The organism is Vibrio sp. MEBiC08052 (assembly GCF_001506075.1).
In the GTDB taxonomy this organism is placed as follows: domain Bacteria; phylum Pseudomonadota; class Gammaproteobacteria; order Enterobacterales; family Vibrionaceae; genus Vibrio.
The window spans coordinates 405376-429177 of the sequence record NZ_KQ947475.1 but is presented as its reverse complement, the minus strand read 5'-3'; the positions used below and the strand labels follow the sequence as shown (position 1 = coordinate 429177).

21 protein-coding genes and 1 other RNA gene are annotated in these 23802 nt (G+C 45.5%); 13 read left to right on the top strand and 9 right to left on the bottom strand.

The window, feature by feature from the left end:
- Positions 1-156: 156 nt before the first annotated feature.
- On the bottom strand, positions 157-735 hold the full coding sequence (locus VRK_RS02010) for a YecA/YgfB family protein (protein ID WP_059119859.1): 579 nt from the start codon (positions 733-735) through the stop codon (positions 157-159).
- 259 nt (positions 736-994) lie between these two features.
- On the opposite strand from VRK_RS02010, the gene VRK_RS02005 reads away from it, so the two are divergent.
- The 6 genes from VRK_RS02005 (at position 995) to serA (ending at position 4405) form a co-directional block, all read left to right on the top strand.
- Positions 995-1303, top strand: coding sequence for a cell division protein ZapA (locus tag VRK_RS02005; RefSeq protein WP_059119858.1), 309 nt, complete (start codon positions 995-997; stop codon positions 1301-1303).
- A 15-nt stretch (positions 1304-1318) separates the two neighbouring features.
- A non-coding RNA gene (ssrS, locus tag VRK_RS02000) (6S RNA) lies at positions 1319-1502 on the top strand.
- A 1-nt stretch (position 1503) separates the two neighbouring features.
- Complete coding sequence (locus VRK_RS01995; protein WP_197413048.1) at positions 1504-2100, top strand: 5-formyltetrahydrofolate cyclo-ligase; 597 nt, start codon at positions 1504-1506, stop codon at positions 2098-2100.
- Positions 2101-2269: 169 nt separating this feature from the next.
- Positions 2270-2926, top strand: a complete 657-nt coding sequence (gene rpiA / locus VRK_RS01990; RefSeq protein ID WP_059119857.1) for a ribose-5-phosphate isomerase RpiA — start codon at positions 2270-2272, stop codon at positions 2924-2926.
- A gap of 35 nt (positions 2927-2961) precedes the next feature.
- Positions 2962-3126, top strand: a complete 165-nt coding sequence (locus tag VRK_RS20810) for a hypothetical protein (RefSeq protein ID WP_157371826.1) — start codon at positions 2962-2964, stop codon at positions 3124-3126.
- Positions 3127-3175: 49 nt separating this feature from the next.
- Entirely contained in the window at positions 3176-4405 is a 1230-nt protein-coding gene (gene serA, locus VRK_RS01985; RefSeq protein ID WP_059119856.1) for a phosphoglycerate dehydrogenase, read from the top strand.
- A gap of 156 nt (positions 4406-4561) precedes the next feature.
- On the opposite strand, the gene VRK_RS01980 is transcribed toward serA, so the two are convergent.
- Genes VRK_RS01980 through VRK_RS01970 form a run of 3 tightly spaced genes read right to left on the bottom strand, consistent with a single transcriptional unit; the run spans position 4562 to position 7590 of the window.
- Positions 4562-5881 carry a TRAP transporter large permease gene (locus VRK_RS01980; RefSeq protein WP_059119855.1) on the bottom strand — a complete coding sequence of 440 codons (1320 nt, stop codon included), beginning with the start codon at positions 5879-5881 and terminating at the stop codon, positions 4562-4564.
- Complete coding sequence (locus VRK_RS01975) at positions 5871-6518, bottom strand: TRAP transporter small permease subunit (protein WP_059119854.1); 648 nt, start codon at positions 6516-6518, stop codon at positions 5871-5873. The genes VRK_RS01980 and VRK_RS01975 overlap by 11 nt, the downstream gene beginning before the upstream one ends.
- A gap of 55 nt (positions 6519-6573) precedes the next feature.
- Entirely contained in the window at positions 6574-7590 is a 1017-nt protein-coding gene (locus VRK_RS01970) for a TRAP transporter substrate-binding protein (RefSeq protein ID WP_059119853.1), read from the bottom strand.
- Between the two features lie 219 nt (positions 7591-7809).
- On the opposite strand from VRK_RS01970, the gene VRK_RS01965 reads away from it, so the two are divergent.
- The 3 genes from VRK_RS01965 to pdxR all read left to right on the top strand — a co-directional run bounded on the left by VRK_RS01965 (position 7810) and on the right by pdxR (position 12447).
- On the top strand, positions 7810-9237 hold the full coding sequence (locus tag VRK_RS01965; RefSeq protein WP_059122600.1) for an NAD-dependent succinate-semialdehyde dehydrogenase: 1428 nt from the start codon (positions 7810-7812) through the stop codon (positions 9235-9237).
- Positions 9238-9281: 44 nt separating this feature from the next.
- A complete protein-coding gene (gabT, locus tag VRK_RS01960) occupies positions 9282-10559 on the top strand; it encodes a 4-aminobutyrate--2-oxoglutarate transaminase (protein WP_059119852.1) in 1278 nt (425 codons plus the stop codon).
- A gap of 94 nt (positions 10560-10653) precedes the next feature.
- The gene (gene pdxR, locus VRK_RS01955) at positions 10654-12447 is read left to right on the top strand and encodes a MocR-like pyridoxine biosynthesis transcription factor PdxR (protein WP_059119851.1); all 1794 of its coding nucleotides are present in this window, start codon (positions 10654-10656) and stop codon (positions 12445-12447) included.
- Positions 12448-12513: 66 nt separating this feature from the next.
- Here pdxR and ilvN read toward each other — a convergent pair whose 3' ends face one another.
- The 5 genes from ilvN to VRK_RS01930 all read right to left on the bottom strand — a co-directional run bounded on the left by ilvN (position 12514) and on the right by VRK_RS01930 (position 18161).
- Positions 12514-13008: an acetolactate synthase small subunit gene (ilvN, locus tag VRK_RS01950; protein WP_059119850.1), complete on the bottom strand. Its 495-nt coding sequence runs from the start codon at positions 13006-13008 to the stop codon at positions 12514-12516.
- Positions 13008-14729 (bottom strand): acetolactate synthase 3 large subunit, encoded by a 1722-nt coding sequence (locus VRK_RS01945; protein ID WP_059119849.1) that lies wholly within the window; start codon positions 14727-14729, stop codon positions 13008-13010. The genes ilvN and VRK_RS01945 overlap by 1 nt, the downstream gene beginning before the upstream one ends.
- Before the next feature lie 483 nt (positions 14730-15212).
- Positions 15213-16181, bottom strand: coding sequence for a transcriptional regulator LeuO (leuO, locus tag VRK_RS01940; RefSeq protein WP_059119848.1), 969 nt, complete (start codon positions 16179-16181; stop codon positions 15213-15215).
- Between the two features lie 403 nt (positions 16182-16584).
- Positions 16585-17631 (bottom strand): MJ1255/VC2487 family glycosyltransferase, encoded by a 1047-nt coding sequence (locus VRK_RS01935; RefSeq protein ID WP_059122599.1) that lies wholly within the window; start codon positions 17629-17631, stop codon positions 16585-16587.
- On the bottom strand, positions 17628-18161 hold the full coding sequence (locus VRK_RS01930; protein WP_059119847.1) for a phosphatase PAP2 family protein: 534 nt from the start codon (positions 18159-18161) through the stop codon (positions 17628-17630). Before VRK_RS01930 ends, VRK_RS01935 begins: the two co-directional genes overlap by 4 nt.
- A 634-nt stretch (positions 18162-18795) precedes the next feature.
- Between VRK_RS01930 and leuA the strand changes: the two genes are divergently transcribed.
- The 4 genes from leuA to leuD all read left to right on the top strand — a co-directional run bounded on the left by leuA (position 18796) and on the right by leuD (position 23619).
- Positions 18796-20343, top strand: a complete 1548-nt coding sequence (leuA, locus tag VRK_RS01925; RefSeq protein ID WP_059119846.1) for a 2-isopropylmalate synthase — start codon at positions 18796-18798, stop codon at positions 20341-20343.
- Between the two features lie 98 nt (positions 20344-20441).
- The gene (leuB, locus tag VRK_RS01920; protein ID WP_059119845.1) at positions 20442-21539 is read left to right on the top strand and encodes a 3-isopropylmalate dehydrogenase; all 1098 of its coding nucleotides are present in this window, start codon (positions 20442-20444) and stop codon (positions 21537-21539) included.
- Positions 21540-21598: 59 nt separating this feature from the next.
- Positions 21599-23014, top strand: a complete 1416-nt coding sequence (gene leuC / locus VRK_RS01915; protein ID WP_059119844.1) for a 3-isopropylmalate dehydratase large subunit — start codon at positions 21599-21601, stop codon at positions 23012-23014.
- A gap of 2 nt (positions 23015-23016) precedes the next feature.
- Complete coding sequence (gene leuD / locus VRK_RS01910) at positions 23017-23619, top strand: 3-isopropylmalate dehydratase small subunit (RefSeq protein WP_059119843.1); 603 nt, start codon at positions 23017-23019, stop codon at positions 23617-23619.
- The last annotated feature ends 183 nt before the right edge of the window (positions 23620-23802 follow it).

The window sequence follows — 23802 nt, the reverse complement described above, 5'->3', positions numbered from 1 at the left end:
TAGTAGATTCCCGTATGACTCTGCCATCAGACCTTCAGCAATCAAGATCGCATCAGTAAAGCGCTTGCAGAGTGCTACATTCACGCGTAATAGCGATGGACTGAATCCCTGAATATGATTGTCGGTATCAGCCCAACATCCGGCAATTAAATCAATTTAATGGATGGTGGGCCGCTTATTCTCGGTTTTGATCTGAATACCATATTCAGCATGGATCGCCAAAACACAGGCTTTCACATGCTCGATCACCTGCTCAAGGAGTAGTGCCTGTTCCTCAAGATCATCCTCTTCGTCAATCCCGAGCCGAGCCATCTCTTCCAAATCAGCCAAGGCTTCTTTTGCGTCATTCGACAGCTTATTAATATTCGGATGGGCTAACCCCAGTCCGGAGATAAAGTGAGTGACCCATTCAGAAACGCCATCGGCTAATTCAAACAAACCATGCTCCCCATCGTCTGTCGGTAGAAACAGCCACAACTGAAAATGATTCTGTGTTATTTCTTCAGCCGTATGAGCCATCAGCTCGCCAGCCAAACCTAATGCAGCCATCGGCCAGCCCATACCATCATTGGTATAATCAAATAATAGCGGCTGCCAACGCCCATCTTCCGGGCTCAAACCACCAGATAACATACCGGTTAACAGCCCGTGCAGTTCGGCTGGTGTTACAGAGAGGGAAACAGACTTTAGCGTATCAGCAAAAGCCTCATATTTAGGAAACTTATTGTCACTCATAGGGCTGCCTAAAGAAAAATAAAACTAATCCTACCACCTCAGTCTCATTGCTGAAATGTTCAAAACATCAAATCTGTTAAACTGTCCGGAACAATAGCCTAGGTTTTGTCCAAATTGTCTAAGATCTGTGTTTTTAACCAATCATTGACCTTGATATCAAGGGAAAGACTTGAATCTTATCGACGCTTTTCCTATAGTTTCCGTCTTGATGGTACCGTCAACGTATCATTCACAGTGGCATGTTGCGAGTTCATAAGTCATGAGTAATCAAGCGGTTGATGTTGAGATTTTAGGAAAGATAACACGAGTGAATTGTCCTCCGGGTCAAGAAGATTCACTGATTCAGGCGGCAAAAGAGCTTGATGATCGTTTGAAAGAAATGGCGGAAAGAACTAAGGTGACTAATGAAGTGAAGTTACTCACGATTGCTGCTTTAAATATTTGTTATGAGTTACAAAGCCAGATAAAAGAGAATCAACAAACAACGGAGCATCTCACGACACGGATGGAGCAACTCACCACATCGCTGGATCGAGTGATTCATCAAGTCGAGGGAGAAAAGTTGTAACTCTGCGCCACAAAATTTACCCTGAAGTGTTCGTCAGCGGATTACGTCCCTGAGCCGATAAGCAATACATAAGGGTTGGTACTTGCTGGCTATTGAGCAAGCTCGGCACGCACCGAGAAGCCTACGGTCAACATTACTGATCCGCCTTGAACCAGCTGGTTCAAGGGTCAAACATCTGCAACGGCACTTTGGGGTTCCCTATGCATCAAAACAAAATGACACGCGCTGATTTCAGAAAGCAGATTCGCGCAAGAAGAAAACAGCTCTCAGACGAGTTTCAGCAAGCAGCCAGTGAGCAGATGATTCGTCAGCTTTCCCACTTACCCGAGCTGGATACCAGTCAGCACATAGCCGTTTATTTATCAACCGATGGAGAGCTATCAACCTGCGAATTGATTGAATGGCTCTGGCAGCAAGGCAAATCAATTTATCTCCCCGTTATTCATCCTTTTTCAACGGGTCAACTGCTTTTCTTACGGTATACACCAGATACTGCCATGGTTCAGAACTGTTACGGTATTGCCGAACCACGGCTGAATAAGCAACTGATTCTTCCGACGCGTCAGCTTGATCTTATTTTTACCCCACTGGTTGGCTTTGATGCATCAGGACATCGTCTCGGCATGGGAGGTGGCTATTATGATCGAACACTGGCATCTTGGTTTAAAAACCGCAGCGGAGCCAAACCTATCGGGCTCGCTCACTCGTGTCAGTTCGTCGAACAACTTCCGGTTGAATCTTGGGATGTCCCACTGCCTAAAATCATCACCCCCGACAAAATTTGGGAGTGGGAATGAACGATCATATAACAGTACAAAACGATGTGATGCAAGGCATAGGAAAGAAGGATTGACGCTGCAACTCCTGTGCAGATGAGTATATAATCCTCCGCGGAAATATCGATTACATATTCAGAGATCATTAACTTCAGATAGTATTTACGCGCAATCAGCAGGAGATCAATACATGACCCAGGACGAAATGAAAAAAGAGGCGGGATGGGCTGCGCTCAAATATGTCGTCAAAGGTGGCATCATCGGAGTCGGCACCGGCTCAACCGTCAATCACTTTATCGACGCTTTAGGGTCAGTCAAAAATGAGATTAAAGGTGCGGTCTCCAGCTCAAAAGCATCGACAGAAAAACTTGAAGCATTAGGTATTCAAGTATACGACTGTAATGATGTTGAAAAACTGGATGTCTATATTGATGGTGCCGATGAAATCAATCCGGCACGGGATATGATCAAAGGGGGAGGCGCAGCCCTCACGCGGGAAAAAATCGTTGCCGCAATCTCCGATACATTCGTGTGTATCGTTGACGGAACCAAGACGGTTGATGTGCTGGGTAAGTTTCCACTGCCTATCGAGGTGATTCCAATGGCCCGGGAGCAGGTTTCCCGAGCGCTGAAAAAACTTGGGGGAGAACCGGTTTACCGGGAAGGTGTGCTCACCGACAATGGCAATATCATCCTTGATGTACACAATATGCAGATTACTGACCCCAAAGCATTGGAATCAACCCTCAATAATATTCCCGGGGTCGTGACCAATGGTTTGTTTGCACACCGCGGGGCAGATATTGTGATTATCGGTACGCCAGAAGGCACCCAATTTATCGAGTAAATTATTAAAATAATTTGTACCAATATCAACAGATCATGAAAAACGGTACGTTGCGTGCCGTTTTTTTATTGGCTATAGAAAAATTATTCCTTATGACGGAAATTTCTTACCAATTGGGGATTTTTTTTGTTACTTTATGGCGAGAAGATGCACAAGGCAAACGTTTGCTTGTTAAAAAAATGCTAATTTCTCCGTTTTGACCACCGTGCACCTCATTTCTTCATCTTTCCATCGTTAAGGACAAAAATAATGGCCAAGGTTTCATTGGAAAAAAACAAAATTAAGATTTTACTTCTTGAAGGTGTTCATAACTCTGCGGTAGATGTACTTCAGGAAGCTGGTTATACCAATATCGAATATCACAAAGGTTCATTATCCGAAACCGAACTATTAGAAGCCATTCAGGATGCTCATTTTGTCGGTATCCGCTCCCGTACCAACCTGACGGAGAATGTCATCAACGCAGCGAAGAAACTGGTTGGTATCGGTTGTTTTTGTATCGGAACCAACCAAGTTGATTTAAGTGCGGCGGCAAAACGTGGGATTCCGGTTTTCAATGCCCCGTTCTCCAATACCCGTAGTGTTGCCGAGCTGGTGATGGGCGAAATCTTGTTGCTACTACGCGGTATCCCAGAAAAAAATGCCTTAGCACACCGTGGTATCTGGAAAAAAAGTGCCGACCAGAGCTTCGAGGCCCGTGGGAAAAATCTCGGGATCATCGGCTATGGTCATATTGGAACTCAGTTGGGGATTATTGCTGAAAACTTAGGGATGCGGGTTTATTACTACGATATCGAGAATAAACTGTCTCTGGGGAATTCCATTCAAGTTGCCTCTCTGGCAGAGCTGCTAGGCAAATGTGATGTCATCTCTCTGCATGTACCTGAAACACCAGACACTAAAAATATGATTTCCAGTAAAGAATTTGCTCAAATGAAACCAAATTCGATCTTCATCAACGCGGCACGGGGAACCGTCGTCGATATTGATGCCCTATGCGGTGCATTGGAATCAGGACAAGTGACTGGTGCTGCAATTGACGTATTTCCTGTTGAGCCCAAAACCAATGCAGACCCGTTCGAATCGCCACTACTTCAGTTTGACAACGTCATTCTGACACCACATGTCGGTGGATCAACGCAAGAAGCGCAAGAAAATATCGGGGTCGAAGTGGCTGGTAAGATTGTGAAATACTCTGATAATGGTTCGACAGTATCCAGCGTCAACCTGCCAGAAGTATCGCTGCCAGAACTCAGAGAATGTTCTCGCCTGCTGCATATTCACCAAAACCGTCCGGGTATCCTGAATCAAATCAACACGATTTTCGCTGAGGATGGTATCAACATTGCCGCGCAGTATCTGCAAACATCTGCTGATGTCGGTTATGTGGTGATTGACGTTGAAACAGCCCGCTCAGAAGAAGCACTGCGTAAACTGAAGAAAATCGAAGGCACTATCCGTGCGCGGATTCTTCATTAATCGGTGCTTGAACGCTCCCAATACCGAAGCCCTTTCTACTGAAAGGGCTTTTTCTTTGCCTGAACGAAAGGAGTTAATGTCACTGTCTGTCGGCCAATAAAAAACCTGCCGACAGGCAGGTTTTCGTCGAGAATATTGATTTGGTTTCTGTACTCCTCAGTGAATCACAAGATTCGGTAGCCAAGTCACCAGATCAGGGAAAATCATACAAATAACCAAAACAATAAACTGTACGGTAATAAACGGTAATACCGATTTATACAGATCCATCATCGTCACACCTTTCGGTGCAATCCCTTTCAGATAAAACAACGCAAAACCGTAAGGCGGCGTCTGAACGGCAATCACGATATTCAGAATCATCAGTACACCAAACCAAATCGGATCATAGCCAAGCGACACAGCAACCGGAGTGAATATCGGAGCACACATCAACACAATGATAAATTCATCGATAATGAACCCCAGTAACAGCATGATCAACTGGAACATGATGATGATCATGATCGGTGGTAAATCTAACTCTTGGGTAAATCCGGACACCATACCTTGAATTCCCATCAATAAATGGAAATTACTGAAAACCGAAGCACCGAGAATAATCCACATCGCCACACTCACCAGCATCGCGGTTTGCATCCCCGAACGTCTTAACATCTCCGGTTTAAAGCGCTTAAACAGGATCGATAACAGGATCGCTCCCATCACACCCAATGCACCAGATTCGGTCGGTGTTGCAATCCCTGCGATAATACTGCCGAGAACCACCACAATAAGAACGAGTGACGACGCACCGTCCCGGATGGTCTTAAACAGCTCGTACCCCTTAGGTATCTGAATATCGTTGTCAGAATCCAGCGGGGCTCGTTCAGGACGCAATTTACAGGAGATAATCACGTAAGTAATCAACAGAACAATCGTGATCAGTGCCGGGATCATCGCTCCCAAGAACATTTTGCCAACTGAGTTTTGCGTCGCAGAAGCAAACATGATCATTGGAATACTCGGTGGAATCAGAATCCCCAGCGAGCCACCGGCCATAATGACCCCAAGCGCCAGCTTCTTATCATAGCCGCGATCAAGCATTGGTTTGAGCGCAATACTACTGGAAGTCATGATACCGGCACCGATGATGCCAACCATGGCACCAATCATAGAACAAACCCCAATCACACTGATTGCCAAAGAGCCGCGCAACCGGCCGATAACTAACTGACTGGCATTAAACATCGCGTCCCCAATCCCGGAACGGGTTAGGATTTGTCCCATATAAATATAAAGCGGAATCGCTAACAGAATAAAATTAAAAAATGTGCTTTCAACGGTTGTCGGCACAATATTAAACAACGCCTCTCCCCAGACCAAGTAACCGACGCCCATGGCAATGCCACCCAATGCCAGTCCTACTTGTGCACCTAACACAAAAGCAGTCAGAATACATGCCAGCAAAACAAGGGTTAACATCTCAATTCCCATTTGGATTCTCCTTGTCAAAAACGGACTTCTCTACCTGAGGATGCTCTGTACGAAAGGGCTCATCATCTAAACTGACATGGAAAGGCTGCTCATCTAAGCTGACATGTGAATGCACGGTTCCGCTTAATTCACGTCCTGTCACGAGGAAAAATAGATTACTGATCACTTCAGTCGAATATTGTGCAACAAAAATGCTCGCAGAGACGGTAATCATCAGCCAGAAATGATGCATCGGTGGGGCCCATTCACTCTGGGTTCTGTAATTATATTGAAGGCTTTCCAGAAACATGCCATAACAAGTTTTGATCATGACCACTAAGAATCCCATCGCCAGAACCGCAGTAATCAGGTCAAAAATCCGGCGAGTCTTTTCCGAGACTTTTCCGTGGACGATGTCTACGTTAATGTGTGCTTCACGTTGCTGCGCATACGCACCGCCTAATGCGGCAATATATCCAAACAGAAAAAGTGACGAGTCATACCCCCAAATAGTTGGTTTATCAATCACGTAACGAGCAAAGACTTCGTAGGCAACAATACTGGCTAATACAGGAAGCAGATATGAAACCGAACGCCCGATTAGGCCAACAACATATCTGACTAACTGGCAATATCCTCTTAAAATTGGTTCAACCATATAAACTCCCAAACCAATCAAGGTGAATCATCAGACTCACCTTGATTATTCCTTGTTACTGCTTGTTCAGGATATCAACAAGCTGTTTTGAATAAGGGTCGGCACTGGCATATTCCTGCGCAAGTGACATCCCCGCTGCTTTCCAGGCTTCTTTGTCTGCCTCAGATGGCTCAGGACTCCATTTCAGTCCTTTTGCTTCCATCTCCGCCACGGCCTGAGATTCCCACAGTTTCGATTTCGTCAACTGCTCAATCGCATGTTCGGCTGTTGCACCTTTCACAATCGCTTGCAGGTCTTTCGGTAATTTATTCCATGCTTTTTGGTTGACAATAATCGGTAGAACCTGAGCGCCGGCAATCGGTAGCGGATACATATATTTTGCCACTTCCACATGGTTACCATCGCGGTGATCAATCATATTGGAACCGATAGAACCATCGATGACACCGGTTGCCAGTGAGGTATAGATTTCACTCCAAGACAGAGAAACCGGTGCAGCCCCGAGGTTACGCAGGAATTTACCATAGGCACCCGGAGCACGAATTTTCATCCCTTTAAAGTCAGCAATCGAATTGATCGGTTTTTTGGTAATGATATAAACAGGGGGCTGAATATAAGGTTCTAGCCAGACGATCCCCTGAGAGGCATAGGCTTTTTTCAAGACGTCGCCCCAACCACGCTCATGAAATAATGTCATGAGTTCACTGGCATCCGACGTACCGCCGGGTAAACCGACCTCCACAACCCCAGCCGGAAACTCACCCGCATGCATCGGTTGGAAAGGAGCCCCCATGGTAATCAGACCGGAACGCACAGCACCTAAAATCCCACTGGTACCCACGCCTTCTCCGGAGTACAACACTTGCACAGCAATACGACCATTGGACATGGTTTCAATATTTTTAGCCAAGTCTTCATAAACGGCACCAAATGCAGTACCGCGGCCATATAAATTTGCAAAGCGCCAATTATATTCAGCAGCAAAACTGACCGTAGAACTCGCAAGTGCGCTGACACCCAGCGTGACTGCCAGTAATGTTTTCGCAAGCTTCTTTCCCTTTAACCCAAACATAGAAATTCCTCTTCCTGTGTCGTTACTTGTTTGTTACTGATTTGTTTCACAGGTTAATATGAAGAAAGCAAAACCAAAGCAATAGAACCAGAAAGGCAATTTGTATGGTACCAGCCAGCGACTTATCGCTGGTACCACACAATTGATCTAACTGGTACTTCGGGTGGCATCATTTTTAGATCTACCATTCTCCTTACAGCTAACAAAAGAGACACAATGATGGACCAAATTGTTAACAAAAACTTACTCAAAGCAACGTGTCCTTTCAGTGAAGATGCGATTGCAGTCCTCAATCCGGCAACCGATGAAACACTAACTTACATTCCTTCGGTTCAGACAACGGATATCCTCACTTTGATTGAGAAATCAAAGCTGGCTCAACAAGCATGGCAACAACGTTCAGCAGCAGAAAGATCTACCATTTTAAAGCGCTGGTATGATCTCGTGGTTGAAAACAGTGATGATCTGGCTCGAATTATGACCCTCGAACAAGGGAAACCCTTGGCGGAAGCCAAAGGCGAAGTCATGTACGGTGCATCGTTCATTCAGTGGTTCGCAGAAGAAGGGAAACGCACCTACGGCGATACCATTCCGGCACCAACCTCGAACAAACGTTTAATGACCATTAAACAACCAGTTGGTGTTGCTGCTGCGATCACGCCTTGGAACTTCCCCATCGCGATGATCACCCGTAAAGCAGCCCCTGCGCTGGCGGCCGGGTGTAGTTTTATCGTCAAACCCGCAAACCAAACCCCACTGTCTGCCTATGCCATTGCAGAATTAGCATACCAAGCCGGATTGCCGAAAGAGCTGTTAATCGTGGTCAACAACCACTCTTCTGTGGCCGTCGGTGATATTTTCTGTAGTCACGATGACATCAAAAAGCTTTCTTTTACGGGATCAACACAGGTCGGCAGTCATCTCATCAAACAGTGTGCTGACACCATTAAACGTACATCGATGGAATTAGGTGGCAATGCACCATTCATCGTGTTTGATGACGCGGATCTCGATGAAGCCGTCAAAGGTGCGATCGCCTCAAAATTCCGTAATGCGGGGCAGACCTGTGTCTGTGCAAACCGCTTCTATGTTCAGGACAGCGTTTACGATCAATTCGTTGAAAAATTTACCGCAGCCGTGGCAGACCTGAAAGTCGGTAATGGCGTAGAACCCGGCGTAGTGATTGGCCCGCTGATCGATATCAAAGCGAAAAACAGTGTGTTGGGCTACATCAATACAGCCGTCGAACAAGGGGCAAAAATCGCATTTGGCGGCCGCTCTCTGGAAGGTCTGTTCGTTGAACCGACCATTCTGACTGAAGTCACTCAAGATATGGAGATTGTACACACCGAATTATTCGGTCCGGTCGCTCCGATTGTTCGCTTTACCAACGACGATGAACTGGTCGAAAAAGCCAACGATACGATTTACGGATTAGCCAGTTACTTCTACACCAGTACACTGAATCGTGCATTTCGGATTGCCGAACAGCTTGAATACGGCATGGTTGGAATTAATGAAGGCATTATCTCCAATGAAGTCGCACCATTCGGTGGCGTAAAACAATCCGGCTTTGGTCGGGAAGGTGCCAAACAAGGGATTGATGAATATCTCAATGTCAAGTATCTCTGCTTTGGTGGCTTCTGATATCTCACAATAACTACTGTTTGAATGTGAAGGAATAAAAACTCATGACAAATATGGAATGGCAAGCCCGTAAGGAAAAAGTAGTCGCAAAAGGGATGGCTAATTTGGCACCGATCTACGCAGCGAGTGCTAAAAATGCGCTTATCACAGATATCGAAGGCAAAACCTATATCGACTTTGCCGCCGGGATTGCCGTGAATAATACCGGTCACTCTCACCCACAGATTATTGAAGCGGTTAAAAAACAGTTGGACAACTTCAGTCATACCTGTTCAATGGTGACGCCTTACACCAGCTTTGTTGAGCTGGCTGAAAAAATCGTGGCAAAAACACCGGGGAATTTTGACAAAAAAGCGGCATTCGTGACCACCGGTGCTGAAGCGGTAGAAAATGCGGTGAAAATTGCGCGGGCACATACGGGCCGTTCAGGCATCATCGCCTTTAAAGGTGGCTTTCATGGACGGACAAACATGTGTATGGGACTCACCGGAAAAGTGGCGCCCTACAAAGCTGGTTTTGGACCATTCCCGAATGAAATCTATCACTTACCATTCCCGAATGCCTATCATGGGGTGAGTGAAGCACAAAGCCTGAGTGCTTTGGACGATTTATTCGCGTGTGATATCGAACCAAGCCGTATCGCAGCAATCATTTTCGAACCGATTCAAGGAGAAGGTGGTTTCTATCAGGCTCCTGCATCCTGGGCACGGAAAATCCGCGACCTATGTGATAAACACGGTATCGTGTTAATTTGTGACGAAATTCAGACCGGCTTTGCCCGAACCGGCAAAATGTTTGCGACAGAATACCTCGGTATTGAAGCGGACCTGATCACTATGGCCAAAGGTATTGCAGGGGGATTCCCGTTGTCCGGCGTTGTCGGTAAAGCAGAAATTATGGACGCCGCCAATCCCGGTGGTGTCGGTGGAACCTATGCAGGGTCACCGCTCGCTTGTGTTGCTGCATTAGAAGTGCTCGATATTATTGAGAAAGAAAATCTCTGTGAAACAGCACAACATATTGGTTTACTATTTAAGGAACAATTGGCTGAATTACAAAAAGAGATTCCCCAAATTGGTGATATTCGCCAAGTCGGCGCGATGATTGCTATCGAGTTCAATGACCCTGACAATGGTGCACCACTTGCTGATCTGACCAAACAGCTTGTGGTAAAAAGTAACCATGCCGGTGTGATTTTGTTATCTTGTGGTGTGAAAGGAAATGTAATTCGCTTCCTGCCACCATTGACGATTGAGCCAGAACTGATCGTCAAAGGCCTTGAAATCATCAAAGCAGAATTACAAGCGTTGCTCGCTCACTAAATACATTCAGCGAAGATACGGTCACTCTTATGTCCGTATCTTCGTTGTCTCATTCGGATTAGTCAGCGGTGCAAGAAACAGTTTTAGGAGCCGTATGCTAAGCCAGTATATCCACCTTGACCCGCAGGATTCGAAGACCCTGCAAGATCAAATCAAAAGCAGTCTTGCCAAAGCGATCTTCGATGGCTTCATTCCTAAGCAATCTCCCCTTGCCTCTTCACGTAAGCTAGCAAAAGACCTCAATGTTTCCAGAAACACCATTTTGCGCGTTTACGAACAACTGACCGAAGAAGGGATCCTCGTCTCCATTGAGCGCAAAGGCTATTTTGTCAATCCCTCGCTGAATATTTCCGTCACACCACTCGCTTCGGCCCCCCCGCAAGAACAGTCAACCCGACTCGATTGGAGCCGCTATCTGATCTCTGAAAATCGGGTCTCTGAACGCGAAGCCAAAGATCTCAAAAATTATCCTTATCTCTTTGTCAGTGGCGTTGTTGATGAGGACTTGTTCCCGGTTTCTGAATGGCGTAAGTGCAGTATTCAATCACTCAATCGCATCAATCATCGCACTTGGACATCGAATGACTCAGATTATGATGATCTGATTGAACAGATCCGCACACGCGTGTTAACCAAGCGGGGCATATTCGTCAATCGAGACAATATCGCCATCACGCTCGGGTGTCAGAACAGTCTGTATTACCTGTCAAAACTACTTCTCTCTGCTGACTCCTCGATTGCAATTGAGAATCCCGGTTATCCCGAGGCATTGCATCAGTTTCAGGCCAGACGCGCTCAGATAGTACCAATCAACGTCGATCAGGAAGGCATGGTGATTGATGAGCGCCTCACCGACTGCCAACTGGTTTATACCACACCGAGCAATCAATTTCCGACCACGGTGCGCCTGTCTGCCATGCGTCGCCGGAAACTTCTTGCACTGGCTGAAGAACATGACTTATTGATCATTGAAGATGACTTTGAACATGATATAAATTTCATCGAAGACACCTGCCCGCCATTGAAAAGTGACTCATCCAGTGAGCGCATTATCTATATCTCCAGTTTTTCTTCGACGATTGCTCCGGGGTTAAGACTCGGATATATCGTTGCACCGGCCCCCTTGATCTCACAAATAAAAGCGCTTCAATTCAGAACACATAGCTTGCCACCGAAGAATAATTGTCAAACCCTTGCGCTGTTTCTGAGCCTCGGATATTACGATGCACTGGCGCAAAAAATGCTCAAACGTTATCGGGAAAAATGGCTGACCATGGAAAAGGCTCTGAATTACTATTTCCCACAGTCAGGTGTGATTCCTTCATTGGCAGGCACGGCTTTTTGGATCGACTATAAACAGGGATTCGATGCGAAGAGATTTGAACAACTGGCCGAACAGCATGGGATCCTGATTAACAATGGCGCCAAATACTATTACTGTGACGAACGGACCAATAGCTTCCGGCTGTGTTTCCAATCCATCAGAACCGAACAGATCCGGGAAGGGATTGCGCTTCTTTCTCAAATCGCCAAACAAGTGATGCCGATCGAAACTTTACAGGAATGTCAGCAGCCACAGCTCAGTAATAGAGCCATTCGTCACCTGCTGAAAAATCAGACCCTCTTAACCAAAGACTGCTTTAATATTCCTTACCGAATCACCTTTCAGGCAGATGGTAAAATGACCGGGATATCCGAGCGCCCCAATGACATGGATGAGGGCTATTGGTGGGTCGAACACGATCAGTTTGTCTACCAATGGCGTAACTGGCAATTCTCAGATATCCGAAGAATCACTATCGTTGTGGAAAACGGAGACGTGAAACGATTTGATGAAGATGGCTACTTTATTGGTGAAGCACAACTGATATCTAATCAGATTAGATAAACATAAAAAAACCGGCTGTAATGCCGGTTTGGATTGATTCTGTTTTTGTCGCAATCATCAATGATATTACGCACGGAGTGCTCGTTCACGGCGAGCAATACCGACGACACCACTGCGAGCCACCTCTAACACTTCTGTCACTTCTGAAATAGCTTCAATAAAAGCATCAAGTTTTTCGGTTGCTCCGGCCATCTGAACCGTATACTGACTACTGGTGACATCGACGATTTGACCTCTGAAAATGTCCGTCGTCCGTTGTACTTCTGCCCGTGCTGCCCCACTGGCTCTGACTTTCACCAGCATCAATTCCCGTTCAATATGTTCAAACTCTGACACTTCCTGAACTTTCAATACATCAATCAACTTGTGAAGCTGCTTCTGGATCTGTTCCAGTTCCATCGCGTTGGTTTTAGTCGTGATATTAAGACGAGACAACGTCTCATCATCAGTGGGGGATACATTCAACGTTTCAATATTGAAACCACGCTGGGAAAACAGTCCTACCACGCGAGACAAAGCACCGGGTTGGTTCTCCATTAATACTGAAATAATGCGTCTCATCAGGTTCTCTCCGTTTTGCTCAACCACATTTTGTCCATCCCTTCGCCTTTAATCTGCATCGGATAAACGTGCTCTGTTTCATCGACATTGATATCCACAAACACCAGACGATCTTTCAGATCCAGTGCTTTTTTCAATCCGGCTTCTAACTCATCCGGTGTTGAGATACGAATACCCACATGCCCATAAGCTTCTGCGATTGCAGCGAAGTCCGGCACAGAACTCATATATGAATTCGAGTGACGTCCCTGATAAATGATATCCTGCCACTGTTTTACCATTCCCAAGAAACGGTTATTCAGGTTGATGATCTTGACCGGAATATCATATTGAAGTGCGGTTGACAGCTCTTGAATATTCATCTGAATACTTCCGTCACCAGTCACCACGACCACTTCTTCTTCCGGATGAGAGAATTTGACCCCCATCCCCGCAGGCAAACCAAATCCCATCGTGCCCAGACCACCGGAATTGATCCAGCGACGCGGCTTGTTAAACGGGTAATAAAGTGCCGCAAACATTTGATGTTGGCCGACATCGGAAGCGACATAGGCATTCCCTCCGGTCAACCGATGAAGTGTTTCGATCACTTGCTGCGGTTTGATCCGCTCACTGGACTTCTGATAGGCAAGACACTGACGATCCCGCCAAACTTGAATATCTTTCCACCATTGTGCCAACGCTTCCGCATCATTCGAGCCCCCCTGCTCAACCAGCAGCTTCAACATGGTTTCTAAAACCTTCTCTGCTGAGCCGACGATCGGTAAATCCGCCGGGACATTCTTCGAAATCGAAGACGGGTCAATATCAATGTGCATGATTTTGGCATTGGGACAGTATTTTTCCAGATTATTGGTGGTTCGGTCATCAAACCGGACGCCAACACCAAAAATCAAATCGGCATGATGCATCGCCATATTGGCTTCATAAACACCATGCATGCCCAACATTCCCAGTGCATTGGCATGGGTGCCGGGGAAAGCGCCCAGCCCCATCAGTGTACTGACCACCGGCAAATTCAAGGTTTCCGCTAACTGAAGAATCTGCTTATCAGCCCCGGAAATAACTGCACCACCACCAACATATAAAACTGGTTTTTTCGCATCTAACAACGCGTTGAGTGCTTTCTTAATCTGCCCTTTATGTCCGCTGGTAGTCGGATTATAAGAGCGCATCTTGATGGCTTTCGGATATTGATAAGGTAATTTGATCTGAGGATTCATGACATCCTTGGGCAAATCAATCACCACAGGGCCAGGACGACCGGTCGAAGCGATATAGAATGCTTTTTTAATCGTTTCGGGAATATCTTCAGCTTTTTTGACCAAAAAGCTATGTTTCACAATCGGCCGGGAAACCCCTACGATGTCACACTCCTGAAATGCATCATTGCCAATCAAGCTATTGGGGACATTACCTGATATGACAATCATCGGAATAGAATCCATATAAGCTGTCGCAATCCCGGTTACAGTATTAGTTGCACCTGGGCCGGAACAAACCAGCACGACACCGGGTTTGCCGGTTGAGCGTGCGTAACCGTCAGCCATATGTGTTGCCGCCTGTTCATGACGAACGAGGACATGTTTGATTTGGTCGGTTTTTTCATGAAGGGCATCATAGATATCAAGCACGGATCCACCGGGATAACCAAAAATCTGCTCGACACCTTCTTCGATCAGAGACTGAACAACCATCTCTGCACCGGATAGCATTACCATATTATTCTCCTTACCAGTCACTGTATCCCGAGGTCAGTTCAACAGTCTGGTTGGTTACATAGTCTAGGGCTTATTCGTAGCCTAATCGAAATCGATTCGCTAATGGCTATGTCCTTGTAGGGTCATAACACCACAAGGGTTAGAGCAACTTTACTCGCTTCAGAAAGATTGGTCTATTCGGTTTTTTGTCGCATTTTACGGAAAATGTTGCGTATGGATATTCTTGAAGAGTTATCTACGGGAAACACCATCAAAATCAGATGACTATATAAAACCTATAAATAAAAAAGACATAATATATTTATTTCATGTAAAAAAAGTCATCAAGATGCTAAAGAAGAAACGAATTTGTTGATATAAAGTAAGCTATCTAATGACTGACGATTATCAAGGAAAATATTCGAGGAGGAAAAAAGAGAAAAGCAGGAACAAACAGATGTTGCCTTCCTCTATTTCATCCGGTCCGGCAACATCAAACACAAGTTAGTTTGTCGTAGGAGCATCGACAATTTCACTACAAATCATCATGAGTTGTTCTCTCAACCAGCCATGCCCCTTATCTTTTTCATTCGATTCGTGCCAGCTCAAGTAACCACAGATCTGTTTACGTTCAAATGGTAAGGCAATCGTTTGAAGTTGTTCTCTATTGGGTGATGCTTCCACCAACCAACGTGGTGCGATGGTAATCAGTTCTGACTGGCTCACAACATAAAGCACGTTACTTAAGCTTGTCCCCTCATAGTGAGAATGGCAATCGATATCCCGGTAAGCCTGTTCACTGAAACTCCGCAGACCATGCGCCTGAGATAGCTTCGCGTGTTGCTCTTCAATCACTTGTGACGAGGTAATCGTGCCTTGGATACGAGGATGTTGCTTAGAAGCAACAATCACCAGTTCATCTTGGAAAATTTCGGTACTGCAGAAGCCAGATTCTTCAAAACGAGCATAGTCAATGACAAAATCGACTTCTTGATAACGTAACCGCTCAGCAAGTTGTTGATTCGAGTCCGCTTCCAAATGCAATTGCACTTGAGGTGCCTGATCGTGAATCGACGAGAAAATCTTCGGTGCGAAGCGCAAATCATTCGGACTACAAATGGCTAAGTTGAATTGTCTGGTTGAAGATTCAGGCGTAAAGACTGAATTCGGCAGTTCATTGCGAATTAATTGTAAGGCTTGACGGACGGGACCAAAAAGCTGCCGGGCGCGCTGAGTAGGCTGAATACCTCGTCCCTGCCGCATGAAAAGCTCATCATTAAACATCACTTTCAAACGTGCCACAGCGTTACTGACCGCAGGCTGAGACATCCCTAAATTATGCGCTGCCCGAGTAATATTTTGTTCTTGCATTACCGCATCAAACACGGTGAGCAAATTCAAATCAACGCCTCGTAGCGTACTTTCCATCCGATAGCTGGCGACTGGTTGGATAACTTCTTTTTTTTCTAACATTAGAATGCCTCTTGTTTTGCTTCAGTCATCACTTTCGTTATCCCTCCTGGGATAGCACTCTTGTCAGGTGAAGTGACATACATCAGATAAAGTGACTCAACGTGATTCTATTTTGAACAACCTATTGATAAATCGTATAAGTAGGCTGTGCAATTAACTATCTTTTAATTGATGTACAAAAGGCAACTGGATTGATAAAAAGTCAGTTTATTTTATCTCATTTTGAAAAATTCCATTAAAAATCATTAAGTTAAAAAAACATCAAAAAACATCAAATCGCGAATTTTATAGTATTCACAAAATTAATTGACGCGAGTTATAGGTTTGCAACAAAAAACCATTAATCATTCACATCATATATGACAACTAAAACAGATTAATCTTGATCAATGAATTATACAAATTACACCATGACATAGTCGGGAAAGTTAACCTGTTTCCAGAGTGAATGACACAGTTGCTGATGATCATCCCAACGCCCCTGAATCACCCATTCAGCAATAGCTTGCGCAACATCGGGATAAACGACTCGTTCTGCATTCGGTTCATCAAGCCACTGCCGAATCACGGCCACATCAAGCGATTCCATCGCAGAGGCTAGCCCCAGAATTTCAAGTGTCGCGACGTTACTCTGTTGTTCAAATTGGCCTATCAAAGGTTTGAGTAGTAATTTTTTGCCATATGACATGGCTTCAGAAGGGAGTTCAAATCCACCATTGGCTATCACACCAGCACAGCAACGTAAGTGTTCTTGGAAGCGTTCATGACATAATGGATGAAATATCATGTTCTCTGTCTGTTTCATCTCATCAATCATGGGGTGATAACAGACAAACTGATGGTGACCGAAACGAAAGAACAGATCCATAATCGATTCCAGTGATTCGAATGGGAGGTAGATCAAAATGAAAGGTTGGTTTTCTGCAGCCGCCCCTCCGGTATGGATAATCGGCGGTAAAATCGGGTGTTCAAAGTGATACCAGTGCAGCCCGAGATAATGATCTGCAGGTGCAAAATTGGTAATAATTTTCTTATCGAACCAGTTGGCTCCCTTTAATGGCACCGGATAACGAAAAGCATTTTGATGACTGAGACTAATACAGGGTTTGTGCTGTAATTTTGCAGCCCACGACGTAATCGGCTCAAAATCACTGATCACTAAATCATAAGTGCTGAGATCAAGTTGGCGGATATCGGAAATTAATTGACCGAAGCGGTTCTCTCGGGCCGTTTTTAAATAATTGACCCGTCCTTTCTCGGTCATAAACGTCAGCCCTCGGCGGGTTTGATAATCGCCAAAGCTATCCATTGAAAAATATTTATCTTTTTCTCTGCCACTGAAAATAAAATCGACATCAACATGATGATATTGCCGGAGTGCATGACTCATCGCTCTGGCTCGTGCCGTATGACCGTTCCCTGTCCCCTGAACACCATAGAGAATTTTCAAATTATCCACTCCGTGACCAGTTGGCCAGCTTGCGCACAACTCATTCCTAATAAAGCACCAATCAGTACATCTGTGAAAAAATGAACCCCAAGCAAAATACGAGCGGCACCAATACACCCTGCCCATATAAACACCATCACTGACAATGATGGATAAAACGAAGCAATGAGTGTCGCCATCAGAAAAGCGGCACTCGTATGTCCAGAGGGTAAACTAAACCGATCAGAAGGCGTAATATAAGCAATAACTCTTGAGGAGAATTCTTGAGGGCGACGCCGTTGAAAAAGGTTTTTAAACAACCAGTAAAGCGGCAGCTCAATCAGAAATGAGATCAATCCAGTGACGAGTAATGCCTGACCGGCAATCTCATCAACCCAAAAAGCAGCGCCACCGATGACAACATATAAATGACCGTCTCCAGTATGGGACACCGCTCGGCTGATACGTGCCAATGGATAACTGAATCTGTGTTGCAGACAGAACAGTGACAAGGCCAGATCAAATTTCACAATCGGTTCAATAACTCTCATGACTGCATTCCTATAGTTCAACCCCTTTATACCCAAGACACTAATCAGTCCAGATGACAGCGGTGTGACTATTTGTTGTCGAAACCATGAATATTGTTGGATAAACCCAGCTAGTGAACCAGTCAAACTTCCCGACAGTATGCAGGGTAAAGGTGGTGATCAAGTAAAGGTGGTGATCAACAAGGAATGGAAAGCGTCGGAACCGTATACCGAGACACGAAAACAGGGAAGCTGATCTGAATCGGACAATAAGCACTTACATGGCAATTTCAGGGCAACGTCGCACGATAATAAGATCACATCCGACGTAGTGATACTCTGAATACGACCGGCTGATCAAACAGGTACTACCAATAAATATACAATTTTGGGTTGACGTAATGTATCAGGTGCGGTACTAATTTGTTATTGAATTTTGTGGAAAGTAAATGGATATGACATTTAAAACTTCTCTCCTGCTAGGCCTACTCCTTATCGTGTATCAATCGCGCGGGTAGCCTGTGGACAGAAGACACCACAAAGAATCACAAAAACCCGCATCGAAATGCGGGTTTTTTTATAGCTGAAAGCACTTTACAAAAGAAAATATTAAGTGAGCAAACACAACCACTTATCGGTCTAGGAGCCAGCCAATATGAACGATCAGGTCATTATCTTCGATACAACCTTGCGGGACGGAGAACAAGCATTATCTGCCAGTTTAACGGTGAGAGAAAAATTACAAATTGCCTATGCTCTGGAACGACTTGGGGTGGATGTGATTGAAGCAGGATTTCCGGTCTCCTCTCCGGGTGATTTCGAATCGGTACAAACCATCGCTAAGAATATCAAAAACAGCCGAGTCTGTGCCCTTTCCCGCGCAGTAGAAAAAGACATCGATGCTGCCGCTGAAGCCTTAAAAGTTGCCGAGGCATTCCGTATTCACACGTTTATTTCAACCTCAACCATCCATGTTCAGGATAAACTTCGTCGTAGCTATGACCAAGTCGTAGAGATGGGTGTAAATGCAATCAAACATGCTCGTCGATATACGGATGATGTGGAGTTCTCTTGTGAAGATGCCGGACGCACACCAATCGATAATTTATGCCGAATGGTTGAAGCAGCAATTGATGCCGGAGCCAGAACAATTAATATCCCTGACACAGTTGGTTATACTGTTCCGGGTGAATTTGGTGGTATCATTCAGACATTATTCAATCGTGTTCCCAACATTGATAAAGCAATTATTTCTGTCCACTGCCACGATGATTTGGGGATGTCTGTTGCCAACTCTATCACCGCAGTTCAAGCCGGAGCCCGTCAGGTTGAAGGAACAATCAACGGGATCGGTGAACGTGCTGGAAACTGTGCACTGGAAGAAATCGCGATGATCATCAAAACCCGCCAAGAGTTTTTAGGCGTTCATACGGGTATCAAGCACGATGAGATTCACCGGACAAGTAAAATGGTCAGCCAAATCTGTAATATGCCGATCCAAAGTAACAAAGCGATCGTTGGCGCCAATGCATTCAGTCATTCTTCCGGCATCCATCAGGATGGTATGCTGAAAAATAAAAATACCTATGAAATTATGACCCCAGAGTCGATTGGTCTGAAAAATCAGGCGCTGAATCTGACCAGTCGTAGTGGCAGAGCTGCGGTGAAAAGTCATATGGATGCCATGGGTTATCAGGATGATGAGTACAATTTGGATGCACTTTATGAAGATTTCCTGAAACTTGCTGACCGCAAGGGTCAGGTGTTCGATTATGACTTAGAATCCTTAATGTACTTCTCCAACTTACGTGAAGAAGACGATTTCTACCAACTAAACTATCTGAGCGTTCAATCGGGCAGCGTGATGGCAACCACCACAATTAAGCTGCAATGTGGTGATGAAGAAAAATGCGAGGCAGCTGTCGGCAACGGCCCGGTAGACGCATTGTACCAATGCATTTATCGTCTTACCGGTTACGATATCGTCCTCGATAAATTCGATCTGACCGCTAAAGGAGAAGGTGAAGACGGTTTGGGACAGGCGGATATTATCGCCAACTATAAAGGCCGAAAATATCACGGAACGGGGATATCCACGGATATCGTAGAAGCTTCAGGAGAAGCATTATTGCATGTGATCAACAGTATTCAGCGTGCCGATCAGATCGAAGTCATCAAAAATAAAAAAATAGCCACAGTATAATAGCAACAATATAAGGTCCCTGCGCGTCGGTCTCGTTGTGTCACGCAGACTGAAGTAGGTAACCAAATCAACAAATACGAGAGTGAACAAGGACTCACATGACAGACAAAACTTATAAAATTGCAGTACTGCCCGGTGACGGCATCGGACCGGAAGTCATGCAACAGGCTCATAAAGTACTTGATGCGATTCAAACAAAGCACAACATCGCTTTTGACCGTACCGAATACGACGTTGGTGGGATTGCGATCGATAATCACGGCAGCCCACTTCCGGAACAGACCCTGAAAGGGTGTGAACAGGCGCAAGCGGTTCTGTTTGGTTCAGTCGGAGGACCGAAATGGGAACATCTGCCACCAAACGAACAGCCAGAACGCGGGGCTTTATTACCATTACGTAAGCATTTTCAACTGTTCTGCAACTTACGCCCGGCACAAATCCATCAGGGACTTGAAGCGTTTTCGCCACTCCGCTCCGATATCTCTGCCAATGGTTTTAACATCGTCGTTGTACGCGAGCTCACTGGGGGTATCTACTTCGGTCAACCCAAAGGTCGTGAAGGTGAAGGTGCTAATGAGAAAGCATTTGATACTGAAGTCTATCACCGCTATGAGATTGAACGTATTGCTAAAATTGCTTTTGAGTCAGCCCGTTTACGTCGTAACAAAGTGTGCTCAATTGATAAAGCGAACGTCCTGCAAAGCTCTATCTTATGGCGAGAAGTTGTGAGCGAAATTAGCAAAGATTATCCGGATGTCGAGCTATCCCATATGTACATCGATAACGCAACCATGCAACTGATTAAAGATCCCGCTCAATTCGATGTCATGCTATGTTCAAATATCTTTGGTGATATTCTCTCTGATGAGTGTGCAATGATCACCGGTTCAATGGGAATGCTTCCTTCAGCCAGTCTGAATGAAAGTAATTTCGGGCTATACGAACCCGCAGGTGGCAGTGCTCCGGATATCGCAGGGAAAAATATTGCCAATCCGGTTGCTCAAATCCTATCGGCAGCATTAATGCTCCGTTACAGTCTCGGTGAAGAGGCAGCAGCTCAGGATATTGAGGCAGCCGTCAGCAAAGCATTATCCGCCGGAGAACTGACCGCAGATCTTGCAACCGATAAACCGGCACTGACAACCTCTGAAATGGGCGACAAAATCGCTGCCTATATATTAAGTGAAAAAGCTTAAGTGCATAAGTATGTGACCGAGATGAGTCTCGGTCCACGAACAAGTTCAAGGTAGAAGCAATGTCAAAAGCAAAAACATTATACGAAAAAATCTACGATGCACATGTCGTGGTCGCCGCTGAAGGTGAAAACCCGATTTTGTATATCGATCGTCATCTGGTTCATGAAGTCACGTCACCACAAGCTTTCGACGGACTCAGGGAAAAAGGTCGTTCAGTCCGTCAGGTCAACAAAACCTTTGCCACCATGGACCATAACGTCTCGACAACCACGAAAGACATCAGTGCTTCCGGTGAGATGGCTCAGATCCAGATGGAAACACTGTCGAAAAACTGCGAAGAATTCGGTGTCACGCTTTACGATATTAATCACAAATATCAGGGTATCGTACACGTCATGGGCCCAGAGTTAGGCATTACCCTACCGGGAATGACCATTGTTTGCGGTGATTCCCATACCGCAACCCACGGTGCATTCGGCTCGCTAGCTTTCGGTATCGGTACTTCCGAAGTTGAACACGTACTTGCCACGCAAACCCTCAAGCAAGCTCGTGCCAAAACCATGAAAATTGAAGTCAAAGGCAAGGTTGCGAAGGGTATTACTGCCAAAGATATCGTGCTGGCGATCATCGGTAAAACCACGGCCGCAGGCGGAACCGGATATGTCGTTGAATTCTGTGGTCAGGCGATTCGGGATCTGTCAATGGAAGGTCGTATGACGGTCTGTAATATGGCGATAGAACTGGGTGCCAAAGCAGGCCTGATAGCACCGGATCAAACCACTTTTGACTATATTAAAGGTCGTAAATTTTCCCCAACAGGTGAAAACTGGGACAAAGCCGTCGAATACTGGCAGACATTACAATCTGACGACGGTGCAGAATATGATGCTGTGGTGACATTAGATGCAGCAGAGATTAAACCTCAGGTAACTTGGGGCACCAATCCGGGACAAGTGATTTCGATTGATGCACCCATTCCGACGCCGGAAAGCTTTACCGATTTAGTCGAGCAATCATCCGCGATCAAAGCGCTGAACTACATGGGGCTTGAAGGTGGCAAACTCCTTTCTGATTATAACGTCGATAAAGTGTTCATCGGTTCTTGTACCAATTCTCGAATTGAAGACATGCGCGCTGCGGCACAAATTGCTCAAGGTAAGCAAGTCGCATCGCACGTTCAGGCAATCGTTGTACCGGGGTCAGAACAGGTTAAAGCACAGGCAGAATCTGAAGGTTTAGATAAAATCTTTACCGATGCCGGGTTCGAATGGCGTTTACCGGGATGCTCGATGTGTCTGGCGATGAATAATGATCGTTTAGGGCCGGGGGAACGTTGTGCATCCACATCAAACCGAAACTTTGAAGGACGTCAGGGTCGAGATGGCCGCACGCACCTTGTCAGTCCGGCCATGGCGGCAGCGGCAGCAATTGCGGGACACTTTGTTGATATTCGTACACTAGAGCAAGGGGAATAATGATGTCAGGATTTAAAAAACATACAGGTTTAGTCGTTCCGCTGGATGCAGCGAACGTCGATACTGATGCGATTATCCCGAAGCAGTTTCTGCAAAAAGTAAACCGTATCGGTTTTGGTAAGCACCTTTTCCATGACTGGCGTTTTCTTGATGATGCGGGACAACAGCCCAACCCTGACTTTGTGATGAATGCCCCCCGTTATCAGGGAGCAAGTATTCTACTGGCCCGTGAAAATTTCGGTTGCGGTTCATCCCGTGAACATGCACCATGGGCTTTGGCTGATTACGGTATTCAGGTCATGATAGCACCAAGCTTTGCTGATATTTTTTACGGCAACTCAATCAACAACCAGATGGTGCCGGTTCGCCTGAAAGAAAGTGAAGTCGATGCGCTTTTCAAATATGTTGAAGCCAATGAAGGGGCTGAAATTACCGTTGATCTGGAAGCAATGAAAGTTTCGGCAAACGGTCAAGAATATAGCTTTGAAATTGATGAATTTCGTCGCCACTGTCTTCTAAACGGGCTGGATAATATCGGTCTGACACTGCAACACGAAGATAAAATTGCCGAATATGAATCAAAAATCCCAAGCTTCTTGAGTTAGCCCAAATACAAAGCCATTTTATGGAAGTGATGAAAAGCTGATGTATACATCAGCTTTTTCTTTATTGCCGCTCTTACATCCTGTGCCACTAGACGAAAAAAGCCCTGACAATGTCAAGGCTTACAATTAAAGCCTGGCGATGTCCTACTCTCACATGGGGAGACCCCACACTACCATCGGCGC

Excerpts from the sequence above, each read along its gene's own strand:
- VRK_RS02010 (WP_059119859.1), bottom strand. The coding sequence starts at position 735 with ATGAGTGACAATAAGTTTCCTAAATATGAGGCTTTTGCTGATACGCTA.
- VRK_RS02005 (WP_059119858.1), top strand. The coding sequence starts at position 995 with ATGAGTAATCAAGCGGTTGATGTTGAGATTTTAGGAAAGATAACACGA.
- VRK_RS01995 (WP_197413048.1), top strand. The coding sequence starts at position 1,504 with ATGCATCAAAACAAAATGACACGCGCTGATTTCAGAAAGCAGATTCGC.
- rpiA (WP_059119857.1), top strand. The coding sequence starts at position 2,270 with ATGACCCAGGACGAAATGAAAAAAGAGGCGGGATGGGCTGCGCTCAAA.
- VRK_RS20810 (WP_157371826.1), top strand. The coding sequence starts at position 2,962 with ATGAAAAACGGTACGTTGCGTGCCGTTTTTTTATTGGCTATAGAAAAA.
- serA (WP_059119856.1), top strand. The coding sequence starts at position 3,176 with ATGGCCAAGGTTTCATTGGAAAAAAACAAAATTAAGATTTTACTTCTT.
- VRK_RS01980 (WP_059119855.1), bottom strand. The coding sequence starts at position 5,881 with ATGGGAATTGAGATGTTAACCCTTGTTTTGCTGGCATGTATTCTGACT.
- VRK_RS01975 (WP_059119854.1), bottom strand. The coding sequence starts at position 6,518 with ATGGTTGAACCAATTTTAAGAGGATATTGCCAGTTAGTCAGATATGTT.
- VRK_RS01970 (WP_059119853.1), bottom strand. The coding sequence starts at position 7,590 with ATGTTTGGGTTAAAGGGAAAGAAGCTTGCGAAAACATTACTGGCAGTC.
- VRK_RS01965 (WP_059122600.1), top strand. The coding sequence starts at position 7,810 with ATGGACCAAATTGTTAACAAAAACTTACTCAAAGCAACGTGTCCTTTC.
- gabT (WP_059119852.1), top strand. The coding sequence starts at position 9,282 with ATGACAAATATGGAATGGCAAGCCCGTAAGGAAAAAGTAGTCGCAAAA.
- pdxR (WP_059119851.1), top strand. The coding sequence starts at position 10,654 with ATGCTAAGCCAGTATATCCACCTTGACCCGCAGGATTCGAAGACCCTG.
- ilvN (WP_059119850.1), bottom strand. The coding sequence starts at position 13,008 with ATGAGACGCATTATTTCAGTATTAATGGAGAACCAACCCGGTGCTTTG.
- VRK_RS01945 (WP_059119849.1), bottom strand. The coding sequence starts at position 14,729 with ATGGTAATGCTATCCGGTGCAGAGATGGTTGTTCAGTCTCTGATCGAA.
- leuO (WP_059119848.1), bottom strand. The coding sequence starts at position 16,181 with ATGTTAGAAAAAAAAGAAGTTATCCAACCAGTCGCCAGCTATCGGATG.
- VRK_RS01930 (WP_059119847.1), bottom strand. The coding sequence starts at position 18,161 with ATGAGAGTTATTGAACCGATTGTGAAATTTGATCTGGCCTTGTCACTG.
- leuA (WP_059119846.1), top strand. The coding sequence starts at position 18,796 with ATGAACGATCAGGTCATTATCTTCGATACAACCTTGCGGGACGGAGAA.
- leuB (WP_059119845.1), top strand. The coding sequence starts at position 20,442 with ATGACAGACAAAACTTATAAAATTGCAGTACTGCCCGGTGACGGCATC.
- leuC (WP_059119844.1), top strand. The coding sequence starts at position 21,599 with ATGTCAAAAGCAAAAACATTATACGAAAAAATCTACGATGCACATGTC.
- leuD (WP_059119843.1), top strand. The coding sequence starts at position 23,017 with ATGTCAGGATTTAAAAAACATACAGGTTTAGTCGTTCCGCTGGATGCA.